General features: G+C 35.0%; 12 protein-coding genes and 1 pseudogene. All 13 read right to left on the bottom strand.

Annotated features, from left to right (window positions below; all coding sequences use genetic code 11):
- Positions 1–2,989, bottom strand: a 2,989-nt coding sequence (gene smc, locus NT145_05300; GenBank protein ID MCX5782100.1) for a chromosome segregation protein SMC, incomplete at its 3' end; no start/stop codon positions are given.
- Positions 2,990–3,066: 77 nt separating this feature from the next.
- Positions 3,067–3,432, bottom strand: coding sequence for a hypothetical protein (locus NT145_05295; GenBank protein MCX5782099.1), 366 nt, complete (start codon positions 3,430–3,432; stop codon positions 3,067–3,069).
- A 42-nt stretch (positions 3,433–3,474) separates the two neighbouring features.
- Positions 3,475–4,581, bottom strand: coding sequence for a hypothetical protein (locus NT145_05290; protein MCX5782098.1), 1,107 nt, complete (start codon positions 4,579–4,581; stop codon positions 3,475–3,477).
- A gap of 101 nt (positions 4,582–4,682) precedes the next feature.
- On the bottom strand, positions 4,683–5,990 hold the full coding sequence (locus NT145_05285) for a pyridoxal phosphate-dependent aminotransferase family protein (GenBank protein MCX5782097.1): 1,308 nt from the start codon (positions 5,988–5,990) through the stop codon (positions 4,683–4,685).
- A 20-nt stretch (positions 5,991–6,010) separates the two neighbouring features.
- Positions 6,011–6,985 carry an NAD(P)-dependent oxidoreductase gene (locus NT145_05280; protein ID MCX5782096.1) on the bottom strand — a complete coding sequence of 325 codons (975 nt, stop codon included), beginning with the start codon at positions 6,983–6,985 and terminating at the stop codon, positions 6,011–6,013.
- Between the two features lie 232 nt (positions 6,986–7,217).
- Positions 7,218–7,616 (bottom strand): annotated as a pseudogene (locus NT145_05275) (ORF6N domain-containing protein).
- Between the two features lie 242 nt (positions 7,617–7,858).
- A complete protein-coding gene (locus NT145_05270; protein MCX5782095.1) occupies positions 7,859–8,176 on the bottom strand; it encodes a hypothetical protein in 318 nt (105 codons plus the stop codon).
- A gap of 139 nt (positions 8,177–8,315) precedes the next feature.
- Positions 8,316–9,137, bottom strand: a complete 822-nt coding sequence (locus NT145_05265; GenBank protein MCX5782094.1) for a hypothetical protein — start codon at positions 9,135–9,137, stop codon at positions 8,316–8,318.
- A gap of 42 nt (positions 9,138–9,179) precedes the next feature.
- The gene (locus NT145_05260; GenBank protein MCX5782093.1) at positions 9,180–9,482 is read right to left on the bottom strand and encodes a hypothetical protein; all 303 of its coding nucleotides are present in this window, start codon (positions 9,480–9,482) and stop codon (positions 9,180–9,182) included.
- A gap of 52 nt (positions 9,483–9,534) precedes the next feature.
- The gene (locus NT145_05255; GenBank protein MCX5782092.1) at positions 9,535–10,503 is read right to left on the bottom strand and encodes an SIR2 family protein; all 969 of its coding nucleotides are present in this window, start codon (positions 10,501–10,503) and stop codon (positions 9,535–9,537) included.
- Between the two features lie 2 nt (positions 10,504–10,505).
- On the bottom strand, positions 10,506–13,181 hold the full coding sequence (locus NT145_05250) for an N-6 DNA methylase (protein ID MCX5782091.1): 2,676 nt from the start codon (positions 13,179–13,181) through the stop codon (positions 10,506–10,508).
- Positions 13,182–13,410: 229 nt separating this feature from the next.
- On the bottom strand, positions 13,411–14,430 hold the full coding sequence (gene hypE / locus NT145_05245; protein MCX5782090.1) for a hydrogenase expression/formation protein HypE: 1,020 nt from the start codon (positions 14,428–14,430) through the stop codon (positions 13,411–13,413).
- Positions 14,431–14,435: 5 nt separating this feature from the next.
- The coding region (locus NT145_05240) for a PEP/pyruvate-binding domain-containing protein (protein MCX5782089.1) at positions 14,436–16,114 on the bottom strand (1,679 nt) is incomplete at its 5' end.

The following is a 16,114-nucleotide window of genomic DNA, read 5'->3' as shown; positions in this document are numbered from 1 at the left end:
AATGGTTAATTTTTCTTATTACTTCATGTAAATCTTCTTTAGCTTTCATTAAGTCCTGCTGCTGCGTCTGAAGAAAATTATATCTTTCTTCAAGGTTTGCGTATTCTTCCGGAGCAGCGAGATTTACATTCCCCAAAGATTCAATACGTTTCTTAAGACGTGTAATTTCTTCATCCGTTATTACAACATCTTTAAATTTATCTTTGATTTCATCAAATTTAAGCGAGAAATCCTCATTTAACCGTTTTTGCATGTTAAGTATTTGAAGCTCAAAACTCCTTTTATCAATTTCCAAGTCATGGATTTCCTGTTTATACTCTTCAAGTTTGTTCCTGCTGGAGTGAATTTGTTCATTTTTCTTTTCAATATTATTCATTAACATCTGTCGTTCTTTCAAAATATCCTGCACGCTGGATTCTTTTTGCGAAAATATTTTCTGAAATTCTCTTAATTTTTCTGCTTCTTCATGCTGAATTCTCTGAAATTCAGAGATTTTAAAATCAGCATTTTCAATTTCCTTTTTGTTTTGTTCCAGCTGAGCACTAATTGCAGCAATATTCTCATTAATTTTTAATTCTTCCCTTTGACGAGCTTCAATATTTGTTTTATATTTTGTTAATTCAATTTTTGAATTATTTAGTTGTTCTCTTGAATTATATTCTTTCTCGCGCAAAATTCGTATTTCAGCATCATTATTCTTTAAATCTTGTTTTATATTATCTTCTTCAGCATTCAAATTAAGAAGTTCGTTTTCAATGGAACGCATTTTTTCTAAAAGTTTTGTTTTTTCTTCTTCTTTAGTTTTTATCTGTTCTTGCTTAGAAGAAACTTCAAATTGAAAATTTTGAATTTTGCTATTCATCTCATTAAGCTGGTGTTTAGAAATTTCAATTTTAAGGTTTATTTTTTCATATTCTTCTAAAATACTTTCGCTTTTTCTTTCAAGTTGAATATATATTTCATCAAAAGATTTGTGTTGATCTTCAATTTTGGAAAGTTCCTTTCCATGAGATTCTATTTCAGCATTTAATTGCTTATACTGCTCATCAATTAAAATAGGTTTTTCAGTAGCAATTCTTCCTCCGCCCTGCATCAATGCTTCCCCATAAACAATATTTCCGTCAATTTGAGTATCCTTGCAAATGAATGCTAAAACATTATCGTAAACCTTGTCATATTTAATATGGGATAAAATTGACCTTGTATTGCTTCCTATCTGTGTTAAAAAGGATAAAGGATTTATTCCGGGGATGCGTTCCTTGACGATAAAAGTAATTCTGGCTAGATCATTTTCTTGGAGATATCGTATAGCGTTTTTTGCGGACTCAACAGTTTCGCTTATCATAAAATCAAGTTTTTCACCAAAAGCAGAGGCAACAGCCTGTTCCATTCCGGAATTAATCTTAATAATACTGCTAATAGGCCCGCTAATTCCTTCAATATTTTGGGATTTTAGTCTTTTAATTGTAGCTCTCAAAGGATCTTTTTCTTCCCATTCCTGCAAAGTCAGCTTTTTTGACTCAGCGGAAACTAGTTTCTCTTTAAAATTCAAATGAAGCGTCTTGGTTTTTTCTATCTTATTCTTTGTTTCTAATATTTGATTTTGAATCAAATCATAACTTGATTTAATTTCCTGAGCTTTTTTTATTGAAGAATCGATCTCTTTTTCTTTGGAAGAAATGTTGCTTTTGAAAGGGTCAAACTGAACCTGAAATTGATTTGAAATATCGCTAAGGTTTTCTACGTGCGTTTGGCAAGCGACAAGCAGCGATTTGAAACTGAGATGCTCCGTACCCGATTTTTCTTTGGTTTCATCAATAGAAGCGAGTCTTGAACGATAATCTGTTTCTTTTTTTATCAAACTCTCAAGAGTATTGCTTATCTCCTTGCTTAGATTTTCTCTTTCTTCATATTGTTTTGAAATTTTAGATAAACGGTCATTGTATTCTTTTAATTCTTTTTTTATCAGATTTATTTCATTTTCAAATTGCTTAATCCGTTCTTCAGAGATTTTGATTTCATCCAGAAGCTGCTTTTTCCTTTCGTTAGTCTCGGATTCGCGCTGAGTTGATTGGCTGATTTTTTCATCTGCAAGACTAATTCCGGATTTTATTTGAGAAAATTCCTCCTGCAGTTTAATATAAAGTTCGTCTTTTTGAGTATGAAGGAATCTAAGTCCTGATATCTCTGCGTCCACCCTATTAATAGAGGTATTTAACGTTTCAAATTCTTTGGTTTTTGGAATAAGAGAATTTTTAATTTTTTCAATTTCATTTTGATTTGAAATTATGTTCTGGACTACTTGTGCAATTTCAAGGCCTTTTAGCTCATCCTTGCTTTTTTGGTATTGACGTGCCTTTTTAGCCGCTATATCCAAAGATGCGATTTGTTCTTTTAATAGAACTAGCATATCATTGATGCGGTTCATATCTAATTCAACTTTTTCTAATTTTCTTAAAGTTTCTTCTCTTCTTACTTTATATTTAGAAACCCCCGCCGCCTCCTCAAACATTTCTCTGCGTTCTTCAGGTTTGGCTGAGATCAAAAATTCAACTCTTCCCTGTTCAATAACAGAATATCCTTCAGAACCAATTCCTGTATCAAGAAATAAATCTCTGATATCCTTTAGCCGGCATTGTGACTTATTTAAGAAATATTCGCTCTCCCCGCTTCTAAAAAGCCTGCGCATCACAACTACTTCTGAATAGTCAATGGGAAGTTTGTTTTGCGAATTATCAAAAGTTAAGGAAATTTCAGCCATACCTGTTGTTTGACGGGAATCTGATCCTCCAAAGATTACGTCCTGCATCTGGTTAGAACGCATTGATTTTGCGCTTTGTTCCCCAAGGCACCATCTAACAGCATCAACTATGTTTGATTTGCCGCATCCGTTAGGGCCGACTACTGCAGTAATACCGGCTTCGAAATCTAGCAAGGTTTTATCAGCAAACGATTTGAAACCAAAAAGTTCAAGTCTTTTTAGATACATTTAGTTTTCTCTTTTATTGATATAGTCCTATCCTGACCCCTCCAAAAATATACAAAGGTTATTAAATTGATCAAAATTTATGCAACTTTACATCTTGTTGACGTTTTCTTAATAACGTTTCCGTTATTGTCAATCAATCTTGCATTAATTTTGTAAGAACCCGGTGTAAAATATGTCCAGTCAAACCACCAGTGCCCGCCGACTTGACGGCAACTTTTCCAATTGTTTCCGTCAAAAGAAATTTGGGGCGTTCCTTCTCCGGTCGCGGCAATCCTTATGGAGTAATGAATGCCTTTCAGAATTTCGCCTTCCGTCGGATAATCAATTGCGATGTTTGCGCCGTTGGTAGAAGCATAATCTGTCATTTTTGTTTTCACGCTGTTCCCTCCTCCTTTTGTTACAACTTTTGATGCATAAGCATCTTTTGTTTTCTTTAAAACCATCTTGTTCCCTCCTTTTAAAAGTTTTTTCCCGCTTTTGCGGGATTAGTTCCCATAAACCCTATATTTTTTATAAAGTTTACCGCCCATCATTTCGGCCGCTCGCTGAGTCATTATATTATCGTCAAGAACCCAGGAAAACTCGCACTTTTTATAGCCAAGCTTTTGAGTATTTTTTAAAGACTCGTAATACAATACACCTTCAATCCCTTTTTGGCGATATTGTTTTATTACCCCCATAATCATTAAACGCATTTCTTTCAAGCGGCTTCTATAATAAATAAACTTTAAGATCCCTAGAGGCGTCAACTTGCCGTTAATTTTTTTCAAAATAAAATTATAGTCGGGAACTGCTATAAGCAGTCCAACCGGCTTGTCGTTAATCTCAGCAATAAGAGTTGTATCCAAAAGGAGAAGGTCTTTTAAGCGGTGAGCCATAGTATAAAATTCTTTTTCGGTCCACGGAACAAATCCCCAGTTTTTTTCCCATGCCTCGTTATATATATTAAGAGCTCTTTTAACGTCGTTTTCGTAATCGTCTAGGCTGAATTTTCTTACTTTAAGCCCCGGATTTTTCTTATATGTTATTGATGCAATTCTTTCCAATCTTTCTAATGGCCCGTTTGAAACATCCATATCATACGCGTAAAGTTCTTTTGCTTTCTTAAGTCCTGCCTTTTCTGCTAATTCAAGATAATAAGTAGGATTGTATGGCATCATGATTTTGGGCGGCTCACTAAAATTTTCGCATAAAAAACCGATTTCATCATTTGTTGAAGGATTCATAGGCCCTAAAAACTTTTCAATACCTCTAAGTTTAAACCAATTATTCACCTCGGAAAAAAGCATTTTTGCAACGTTGCCATCATTAACGCTTTCAAAAAAACCAAAAAATCCGATGTTGTCATTCTGAAATTTTAAATAATTACGATCAATTATTGCAGCTATTCTTCCTAGAATTTTCCCCGAGTCGTCATATACTAGATAAAGCTCTTTTTCCGAATGTTCCCAAAAAGGATTATTTTTTCCAAAAATAAACTCAATATCGCCTATTAGCGGAGGAACCCAATTATTATCCCGTTTATATATTTCCCACGGAAATCTAATGAATTTCTTAAACTCTTCTTTAGTTTTTACAGTTCGTATTTCCATTTTTCTATATCAAGCTTTAAGAAAAAATATAAGAAATAAATAAAACAAAAAAGTCTTTAATCCTTTAACTTAATTCTTAACCCTTATCCCTTACCACTGTTTTATCTGTTATTAAACGTCCACAAATTTTTTATCCATTTTTTTGTCGCTGATGCCATCTCTGCCTTAGTAAATGAAAATTTCCATGGTTTTTTGGCTTGTTTTTTGATTCGTTTGGAGCCGCCTTGAATTATTCCGAGCTGTTTGCCGACTTTCTCAAATTTATCCAAAACAAAATCAAGATGTTTTTCTTTGTGAGTGGCCATATAGCTGGTTCTAATTATGGCATGGCCTTCCGGTACAGCCGGGCTTACCACGGGAGAAGTGAATACTCCTTCGTCAAAAAGCATCCGCCACATCTGGAAAGCTTTCATATCTTCGCCAACGGTAATCGGTATTATAGGAGATGCTGATGTTCCGGTATTAAAGCCTAGCTCTTCAAAACCGGATTTCATTTTCTTAGTATTCTCCCAAAGCTGCTGCAGACGTTCAGGTTCATCCTGAATAATATCCAAAGAGCAATCAATTGCTCCTACGCAAGCCGGAGGCAGGCTGGCAGTAAAAATCAAAGATCTTGCCATGTGTTTGATATAGTGGACTACTTCCTCGCGGCTTGCAATAAATCCGCCGATAGAAGCAAGAGATTTTGAAGCTGTTGCCATTAATACGTCCACTTCATTTTCCAGGCCAAAATGTTCTCCGGTTCCGCGCCCGGTTTCTCCAAGGACGCCTATTGCATGAGCTTCGTCAACCATAATTCGCGCCCCGTACGCCCTTGCAAGCTTAACAATCTCCGGAAGGTCTGCTATATCTCCTTCCATTGAAAAAACCCCGTCAACTACGATTAGCTTGCCTTTATCCTTGTTTTGTATAAGCACTCTTTCAAGGTCCTGCATGTCATTATGGCGGTAGCGTGCCATCTCACCATAAGATAGCCTGCACCCGTCTATAATTGAGGCATGGTCAAGTTTATCGGTAATAACTACATCATTTTTACCTACTAAAACGGAAATTGCGCCAAGATTGGCATGATGACCGGTGGTGAAAAGTATCGCAGATTCTTTGCCAACAAATCTGGCAAACTTTCTTTCAACTTTTTCATGCAAATCGTTAGTCCCGTTTAGAAATCGTGAACCGGTGCATGAGGTACCGTACTTTTTTGTCGCTTCAATGCTGGCTTCTATAACTTTAGGATGGTCTGCAAGGCCTAAATAATTATTTGAACAGCATACAACTCTTTTTTTTCCTTCTACTATTATTTCGGGGCCTTGCGCGGATTCAACTCTTTTAAAATATGGATATACGCCCGCCGCCATAACTTCACGGGCGCTAGTAAATTTTACGCATTTTGTAAAAACATCGTTATGCATTAATAATCCTCCTTACTATTTCAAAACCAATGATTATCTTTATACCAATTATATGTAATTTTAGCACCTATTTTTAGATTTGTAAAGCCCATACCGCAATCTTTTGTAAATTCAGATGTATCCCCAACCCAAAAACACTGAGTCATTTCGTCTAATTTTTGTTTGTTGATAACTGCCGGCGCACCGCTAAACCTAGAAAATAATTCGCTAATAAATGAAACTAAACGCAAAAAAATGTCAGGCAATGGTAAAATATACGTTTTTCTGGAAACAGCCTCAGCTATAGTTTTTCCAACGTCTTTCCATAAATATGGTTTGGCCTCAGCAAGAAAGTAGGTTTTATAATCGGTAAGCTTGTTTTCAAGCGATTTCACGGCTGCCAAAGCAAGGTCTTTAACAAAAAGAAGCTGAAGGTATCTTTTCTTGAATGGGTTTAAGACTAACCCCAATTTAATAAGCTTGAAAAAAATAAGGAAATCTTTATCTCTAGGCCCGTAAACTGATGCGGGCCTTAAAATAGTATATGGAATTTTTGCATTTAAACTCTTAAGCTCTTTTTCACCTTCAAGCTTACTGCACCCGTAATCTGAAACAGGATTTTCACATTCGCCGATTTTCTTTGGAGTTAAATTTTTACATGGCCCCATTGCTGCCTGAGAAGATATAAAAATAATTTTTTTAAGATTAGGATTATATTTTAAAATAGCTTGAATTATATTTTTGGTTGCAATCTGATTCACTTCGTAATAAGATTCTTTTTTTAGCGCTCTTACGACGGCAGCGTTATGTACAATAGCATCCACTCCTTTAACCATTTCAGAAATGCTTTTTTCATCTCTTACATCGCCGTAAAAATATTCTACATTAAGGGTTTTAAGCCATCTAAGATTACTTGTCTTACGGACTTGGCATACAACAGAATGGCCATTTTGAAGAAGTTCTTCAACTATGTGGCTTCCGACAAAACCATTAGAACCTGTAACCAAAACTTTCAATTTGTCATCCTCTTTTTTCTGTTCGTATTCTACATTTTTATGAATCTTTCGCCAAATTAGTTAGAGATATTTGCCCTTCCGTAGCTCAAAAAGCGAAGGAGGGTGCCACGGACTCCTGAATGTTAAATGTAAAGCATAGTCCCGATGCAACTTCATTAATTATTTTATGGAGTCCCGCAAGGGCGGGGTCTTGATTTAGGATAAATCATTCGGGGACCTGACCCCGTTGTCCTTATTGCTTAAACCCTATCTGCTTTTTTGGCTTTTCTTTAAATGTCATAAACTCTCTTATCTGGTCAAAAATAGCTTGTACCTGCTCGTCATGCCTTTCATATTTACGCTCAAGCTGGCTTAATTTCTGGGCAAGCTCTCTATGTGTCAGCAAAAACTCGCGAAGTTTAGTAAATGTCCTCATAATTTGAATATTTACCCCGACTGCAGTCTTGCCCGTCAATACAGATGAAAGCATTGCCACACCGTTTTCAGTAAAAGCATAAGGAAGCTTTCGGGTTCCGCCCCAACTTGATGTGCCAAAATGGCACTTCAAGTTATTAAACTCCTCTTTTGTTAACTGAAACATAAAGTCTTCAGGGAACCTATCTCTATTTCTTCTAACTTGCCTGGTTAATTGCCTTGTTGCAACCCTTTAAAGTTCAGCTAAATCCTTATCAAGCATCACTCGTTTGCCCCTGATTAATAGTATCTTATTTTCAATCTTTTCCTGCGGAATCAAATCACTCATATAACCTCTTTTTCAACATATTTTAAATAATTATACCTGCTCAATAATTAAGTATTGTGTCCCTGGAATTCAGAGCCATTCAACCTAGTAGGTTGTACGGCTATTACTACTGGTATGGCCTGATACGGATTTTACGGATTCTCAGAATAAAAATTTGTAATATCAAAATAGTAATTATGGTAATTGTCTGGATAATTAGAAACTTCCAACTTTAACTTATCATACCACTTATTGTCCTTTGGTATTAATTCCTGTTTTACTACCTTGTAACCAAGATTGCCCAATTTATGTATACACTTAATTACCGTATACTCCATATTTACCCCTTCACTCGAATTCTTGGTTTCAATGATTATTGCGTCATCAAATGAACTACCCTGCCCGCCAGATATTGGTAAGTCAATATTGAAAGAATCTTTCAGAGTTTCTCTTAGACTTTTGGCTTCCATTTCATCACCTCACGAAGTAAAGACAGGCACGGATTCGGAGCCGTTCAACCTCGTAGGTTGTACGGCTATTACTACTGCAGGGGGCCTGACACGGATTTAAGTATGGTGTCCAGGAATTCTTTATATAACTATGAACGTATCATCTTATACTTTTTATTGAGACCAAGAAATTATCAAGCTGTTCTCTGATTCGCTCTGTACTTTTATTAATCAATTCTTTATAACTTTCTATATTCGTATCAATATCTAATTCTTTGCGGATACCTACCATAACTGGCACTTGCAAAAGTGCTATCTCTTTCATTTCATCTGACAACAGCAAGATAAACTGCTTCGTAAGCTCATTTACTTTGTTCCAACACTCATTTCTTTCATCATTTAGTTTCTTTGCTTTTGTTTGATGAAATTCAAAAGATGAATTAAGTGATTTAAAGATATTTCCATCTGGAGCCCCAGATTCATTTTGCCGCGACATCTCTGCTAAAATCCTTTTAATCTCTGTTTGGGATTCGTCATAGTGAACATTTTTAATATTAATTTGTATCCTTTGTTCACCTATAGGAATAACATTGGCAACTAACTTTAACACAAGACCGTTGTAGGCGATAACCAATTCATTTAACGCCTTAGCTGTTTCCTCTTCAGCAACGAGACCCAGCTTTGCGGAAGCAACAGAAAAACCCAGCAGTCCATTCGCAATATTGGTTTTTATAAGGTCTAATTGAGGAAGAGAACCAAGATAACTATTTGCTTTAACAAGCTCTTCTGCAGCATTTAGATATACTTCTCTTCTCATAACTGCTTTTCTCTCAATAGCCTTGAGTTCAGAATCATGCTTTAATTGAATTTTCAGTCGTTTGCTTTGGCTCCGGTCAGAGATCAAAACACCTCCGAAAGCAATTATAGATCCTAAAACTACTGACCAAATATTTGCTGGAATACTTTCTAATACTTTGAGCATGTAACACTCCTTTTAGAGAAGCCTGTCACGTATTCCTGCCGATTAGTTCCTAACATTGAGGTCTGACCCTGTTGTCTTTTCTTTTCCGCCATAAAAAAATAAATTATTTCTGAAAGTTAAAGTACCAAAATCTAATTGCCACTCATAAACCGTACCATCATCTAAGATTCTGGGAACACCCAACTTAAAACCGCACCTATCACAGTAAATAGGAAAATGAACATTAAATTTTCTATCCGGTGTCTCATTATACATTTTTATCATTTTTTCAATGTCAGCCTGTGTCGGACTCTTTTGGCTATCACTCGACTCCCTTGTTATTTTTTTACCATTAAAGAAAGCCATGCCCCCTCCTTTTGTTTCTAATTACAAATTAGTGTAGCCTGGTATTTATTCTTTAATTAAACATCTCTAATATTTTATCGTTCACTAATACTTCCTTGAAATCTTGATAATGGGCTTTCAATCCCTTGCTTACACTATTCTTCCCAATTTTATTATTTAATTCATCCTTCAAAATTGGATTAAATATTATCAATGATAGCCCATGTTTATCAATTGCACTAGCTATTATCTCATTAATATGAACATCACCAAAGCTATATCCAATAGTAATCAAAGAAGTATTTGGTCTTGATATTTCATTACCAAATACATCAAAATAATATTTCAACAATCCCCACTTTTTAATTGCATTTGTCTTCTCTGAACCAATAACCATAACATTTGTATCGTTATAGTCATACCAAAGATATGAACCATGTAATTTCACATAATTTAAAGAACGAGGGGTCTTATGAAAGTTTTCTGATATCTTATAAGGTATAATTGATTTTATCTTATTTCCCTTATTAATGATTTCTGATACTTTTTTTAACTTAATATCTGGGGTTTTCATTTTATCAATATCATTGTCTATTAAACCCAAATAATTATGATTGGGATATCGGTCAATTCCAAAAACTGAGCTTTCGATGAAACGATCTTGGTTAGTAGTAAAAAAATAAAACTCTTGATTTTTGGCTATACATTTACTTAAAAATCTTTTGAATTTATTTTGAGGATGTTTTATATCATTTTGATTTTTTTGATATTCTGCCCAATAGTTATTTACTATCTGCCCTTCCATTTCTCCATAGACCTCATGCATAGCAACTGCAAGATTTGCTCCGCCTTTAATGCTTTTATCAATGCATGCCATTTGATAGACTACCTCATAAGATGACATATTAAGTTCTTTTAGAACTTCTTGAGCATCGTCTTTTACTTTAAGTTTTGTTATCAGATGATTTTTGATATCTTTTGCCAGATATGTACCGGTAAGACTATAAGTAAATCCAGCACCTGTAAGCAATACACTATTCATATTTAAGTTTTCCCAATACTTTCCTTCTCAATTATCCTTATTTCCTCTTTGGTTAAGCCGTAGAGATTATAGACAAGTTCGTCAATCTTCTGATCTGTTTTTTCAATCTCAGATTCAATCCTTTTCCGTTCATCAGTTATTTTCTCTCCCAATTTATCTAGCGCATCATTTAAAGCTAACATTTTACTTGCGAGATTGATTACTATCTGCTGTTCCTTGACCGGGATCTGTTTAATAGGGATTTGTCTCAAATGAGCAGGCTTAACTTCATATTCGTTAAACTTTTTTTGAAAATAAAAATCCATTAGAAAGGAATTAAGAATCCCCAAACAATATTTCAACTGAAAAGCATTGTCTTTCATTACGATGTTAGAAAGACGATTCAAGTTGTAATATTGTTCATTATCGAAGGCACAAATCAGTTTTCTTTTCATTCCTCTTCTAGTTCTTTGAACCAGAATTTTATCACTCAAAAAGATTTTTTCATCAGGCAAAGTTCGCCCACGATCACCATGACTTTCAACTAGTTTCTTATCATAAACTATCCATTTTCCAGCCCATGAAAGTGAATATCTTGATATATCTCTACCACTAATCATCTTGTGATACCGATCATCAATTTTACTTTTAGATACTAAAATATCTTTTATATACCCTGTATTAATTCCTACCGTCACTATTGCAATATTTTCCAATAGTATAGAGCCATTCTCTATCTTACTTATTATTTTCTCAACACTTGGGCTTATATTGATATTAAACGTATTTTCTTTCGACTTATCAAAATTATTCTGTGATACACAATATTCAACTTCTGGCGTAAGCGAGGAATCCTTTCTAGAATGATTAAAGGATATTCTAATCTCATTTTCACTTCTATTTTTATGGTTTTTCTGTAAAATAAGGATTATGCTTTCAAGAGTAACACCCTCGAATACATTCATGCCTAAATCGTAAATATTTATTAATTTGCACTTATTTAACATAAAAGATCTAAGCTTTTGGTAAGATTTTGCCGATAAGAAAGTATTTGGAATTATGATCCCCAATATTCCTTTCTCTTTTAACAAATTTATTGAACGCTCTATAAAAAATCTGTACATATCAAAGTTTCCTTCGCTTGTTTCATAAGTATTACTATAATATTCTTTGGCTTCTGCAGAAGGAATTTCTCTATATCCATACGGTGGATTACCAATAATCACATCAAAACCGCCGGATGACATTACTTCTTTGAATTCATCTTCCCACTTAAAAGCTTTTTCTCCGGCAATCGCCTTGTCATCAATCAACGAGTTTCCGCAACGGATGTTTTTCAAAGCAGGTAGTTTTTGCTTCTGATAAAGTGTTTTCAAAAGCAAGTTCATTTGAGTTATCTCAACCGCTTGTCTATCCAAATCAACCCCATAAATATTATTTTTCAGTATTTCCGTTTTATAAACATGTCCAAATTCTCTTTGTGGCTGTTTTGCACAATAGTCAACAATCTCATCAAATGCTCTTATAAGGAAAGAACCCGAACCACAGGCGGGATCAAGTATCTTTAGTTTTGATAAGTCCTTGGCTTTTGTTTCTTTCAATACTTCCCCAACAGTGTTTTTGACAATATAATCTACAATATATTGCGGAGTGTAATATATCCCTTGCTCTTTGCGGTGCTGATGCGTTTCTTTGAGCTTTGCCGTATGCTGGGACTTTTTTAGAATATGCCCAAGATATTGCTCGTAAATACTACCGAGTACATCCGCATTTATATCTGCAAAGTTATAATGGATACTGTTATCCGTTGAGTGGTAGAGTGTTTCAATAACATCTTCAAGCATCTTATCATCAATAACGAGTTTTTCGCAAAGGTGAGGCTCAAAAAGTTTAGAATTATACGAATCGTCATATTTCCGGAAAGTATTTTTAAGTTCTTCCCATAAAGAATTCTTTGATGCTCTAATCAAAGACATTAAACCGTTAGGCTGTTCTAGGTTTCGGTCTTCACAGGTGCGGATAAAGATAAGACGGTCTAAAATTCTCTGAATTGATTCATCTAATTCTTCAGTGGTTATTTCATTTAAACGGGGATGTTCCTGTATATCCTTTGTAAGTTTTTCTCGGGATTTTAGAAGATCATCAAGAATTTGCTTTGAGACCGGCTGCTTCTTTATCTTTTTGCCCCACTTTTCCGCTTCTTTGTCAATAAGCCCCTGTTCAATAGATTCTTTGGACAAAAGCCATAATTGCTCAAATTTATTAATGTATTCGGAATGTTTTATCTCAAAGAGCAAAGCATCCTGTAGAGACTTTGTTTTCCATTCGGCATTATATACTTTAACAGCCTCAAAATCCGTTAAGATCGTCCAAACAACTCCCTTGTGCCAGGCATAATACAATGCCTGTTCTGTGTAATCCGGTTTATCTAAATCTATTCTTAGAGCTTTTGCTTCTACATAGAATTTAACAATACTGCCAAACTTGAAAGAATAATCTACCCTTCCGGCGGAAATTTGATTTTCAAGCCCAACTTCATCTCGGCTTTGAGTATCCCAACCCAATGCCTGAAAAAGCGGTTCAATAAAACCCGTTTTTGTTTCTGCCTCGGTATAACGCTTTATTTTATCGGCAGCTTTTTCGGCCTCGTATTTATCTACGAGTTCCTTGATTTTCTTTTTAGCTTGTTCTTTTTCCATTTTTTTCCTTAGAATCCGCGCCTGGCTTTGCTAATAAGACTTATTCCCTCGAGTCCGTGTCAGGGCATCCTTCGCTAGAACCATTACCACCGCGTAGGTGGTAACGGTAACATTTCTAGATTCCCCCGCACCTTCCGAGGCGGCTTTGCCAATTGCCGTACAACCTTCCCGCCCGGCGGGACTCCAATTATTAGTACTTGCGGAAGTCGCGAGGTTGAACGGCTATACTTTAACAAATTCTCGGGAGCTGTTCGCCTTCAAGCATAACGAGAGGCCTTAATCCTTTTACCGAAGTCCTAAGCCAAACTCCTTTAGGTGTTTTAACAATTTTGCCTATTTTTTTCGCATCTTTTCCGTATTCGTTATTTTTCATAGTTTTTAAAAGCTCTAAAGAATCAGTAGATTTAACTATTGCTATAAGTTTTCCTTCATTTGCAACATATAACGGATCAAATCCCAAAATGTTGCAAACACTTTTTACTTCATTTTTTATCGGAATATCTCTTTCTTCAATAATTATCCCTACATTTGAAGTTTGAGCTATTTCATTCAAAGTTGTTGCGAGTCCGCCTCTAGTAGGGTCCCGCATTGAATGAATATTTTTGGAAACATTCAACATTTGACTGACTAAATTATTTAATGGAGCGCAATCACTTTTTATAGAAGTTTTTATTTTAAAATCGTTTCTTGCAACAATAACCGCAACGCCGTGATCGCCTATAGTTCCCGAAATAATAACGTCATCTCCTTGAACAGCGTTTTTACCTGAAATATAAATGTTTTTTTCAATTATGCCTATGCCGGCAGATGTTAAAAAAAGTTTATCGGCTTTTCCCTTTTCAACTACTTTAGTATCGCCTGCAGCGACTATAACTCCGGCTTTTTTTGCTGTTATGGATATGGAATCAACTATTTTTCTTAAGTCTTCAATGCTGAAACCCTCTTCTATTATCGCAGATATCGCTATTGCTTTCGGGATAGCGCCTTTCATTGCCAGATCATTCACTGTCCCGCAAACAGCAAGTTTTCCGATGTCTCCCCCCGGAAAGAAGATAGGATTTACTACAAAAGAATCTATAGTGAAAGCAATACGCTCGCCTTTTTTTTGATAAATTTCAAGCTCCGCGGCATCATCTAATGAATTTAATACTTTATTTGAAAACTTTTTTTTGAATAATGTCTGAATTAGTTCGTGTGTAAGACGTCCGCCTGATCCGTGAGTTAAAAGAATTTTTTCATTGTTATGCATGTTTTTTATCCAAGAAAGCAAATCATCTTTTGTGATACAACATCAGAAAGAACCTGAAGATTCGTTTTTTCAAATTCATATATTTCAATTGCCTCATTTAAAACAGCTTGGTCAGGAAAATATTTCTTAGACACATTATTATAATTTGATAAGAATTTTTCATTAAAATATCCCTTATCGACTCCTGAAAATACCGCAGCATAGGAAATATCTGTTTCAACTAAATCTTGAAAAAAATGCGTTCCAAAAGAAAGTTCCGGTTGAATGTTTCCTGATTCGTAATCTATTTCAACAAGTAATGAGATATTGTTAATTTCTGAAAAGTTTACCGGAACGCCTAACGACGGAGTTGATGTTCCCCATCGTCCGGGACCTACTAAAATAACAGCATTTCTTTCTTTATCAGATATGGTTTTGTTAAACTTCCCGATAAGACGTGCTAAACTATATTTTTCTTTTTCCGGCAGATTATGATATTTTTGGGGATTAACGTAAAATATTTTCCAAATTTTTTGCGCTATATTTCCTCCCATAAAGTTTCCTTTTGTTTCAAAAAGTATTTTTTCTTTACTAATATTGGAAGGAATTGATATTTTTTTACCTATACCGCGAACCTGCAAAGGCCTGCATTGAAGCAAGTTGATAAAATAAGTTCCATCAGTTTTAAAATTTACTGTAAATTCTATATCTACAGGATACTGGTATTCTTTTTCAAGATTTTTTAACATCTTAGATATTATATCTTTAAAATCAGTTTCAGAAAAAAGACCGTCAAAATTAAGATTCCATGCGCTTTCCCCTTTAATTTTCAATTCTTTCATCTTTTCGCGTGCTATAGTGTCTTCATTTCCAAATAGTTTGTTTTTGGTTTCAGGTAATTCTTCCAATATTTTTGAAACATCCAAAGTTTCAAGATTATTGCTGGAGATATTTAAAATATCAACTTTATGCTGAGAAAAACGCTTTAGGTATTTGGAATCATGATACGGACGAGACAAAGGATCGTCAAGTGCTGCAACTCTAGGATAGTCATCTTCAACCCGGTTAACCGCTCGGGTTCCTAAACCAAAAACTATCCTAAGCATTCCAGCTTTCGGATCCATTTTTTCATTCCAGGCAAAAGTGTTATAAGAAATACCCACTCCCGCAACATCAGGGAAAAAATAGTTTTTGTGATAAGAACCTGATACCCTTTGTACCAAAAGAGCCATTTGTTCATCTGCCATATCAAGGCCTCTTTGAAGCCGATATGATAACGCATCCTCATTCATAGTGCTGGCAAAAATCCTTTTGATGTATTCTTCCAATTTATTCAGCCTTTCTTCTGCAGTACCTTGGTTAACCGAAAAAATACTTTCATATTTTCCGGCAAAAGCATTTCCGAAACTATCTTCTAAAAGACTGCTGGACCTTACGATAATCGGCGACTGGCCGAAATATTCAATCATTTGCATAAGCTGTTCTTTTATTTCTTCTGGAAACTGACCGTCTAAAAGAGCCTTTCTTAAATGTTCGGCAATTTTAAGATAACCATCTTTGGTTTTTTGCTCCATTCTTAATTTCCAAAGACCGTTTTGAACGATATATGTATAAAAGACATCCGATCCGATATAAAATGAATCATGAGGTTCCAAAATATTCTTCCAGGAAAAAGTCTTATCTTTTGAAAGAATTTTTCTTGAAA

This window comes from Elusimicrobiota bacterium, assembly GCA_026388075.1.
Lineage (GTDB): Bacteria > Elusimicrobiota > Endomicrobiia > Endomicrobiales > JAPLKN01 > JAPLKN01.
This window is presented reverse-complemented; position numbering and strand designations above follow the sequence as displayed.

Coding starts and splice junctions, on each gene's coding strand:
- NT145_05265 (MCX5782094.1), bottom strand. CDS start 9,137: ATGCTCAAAGTATTAGAAAGTATTCCAGCAAATATTTGGTCAGTAGTT.
- NT145_05250 (MCX5782091.1), bottom strand. CDS start 13,181: ATGGAAAAAGAACAAGCTAAAAAGAAAATCAAGGAACTCGTAGATAAA.
- NT145_05285 (MCX5782097.1), bottom strand. CDS start 5,990: ATGCATAACGATGTTTTTACAAAATGCGTAAAATTTACTAGCGCCCGT.
- NT145_05290 (MCX5782098.1), bottom strand. CDS start 4,581: ATGGAAATACGAACTGTAAAAACTAAAGAAGAGTTTAAGAAATTCATT.
- NT145_05295 (MCX5782099.1), bottom strand. CDS start 3,432: ATGGTTTTAAAGAAAACAAAAGATGCTTATGCATCAAAAGTTGTAACA.
- hypE (MCX5782090.1), bottom strand. CDS start 14,430: ATGCATAACAATGAAAAAATTCTTTTAACTCACGGATCAGGCGGACGT.
- NT145_05260 (MCX5782093.1), bottom strand. CDS start 9,482: ATGGCTTTCTTTAATGGTAAAAAAATAACAAGGGAGTCGAGTGATAGC.
- NT145_05270 (MCX5782095.1), bottom strand. CDS start 8,176: ATGGAAGCCAAAAGTCTAAGAGAAACTCTGAAAGATTCTTTCAATATT.
- NT145_05255 (MCX5782092.1), bottom strand. CDS start 10,503: ATGAATAGTGTATTGCTTACAGGTGCTGGATTTACTTATAGTCTTACC.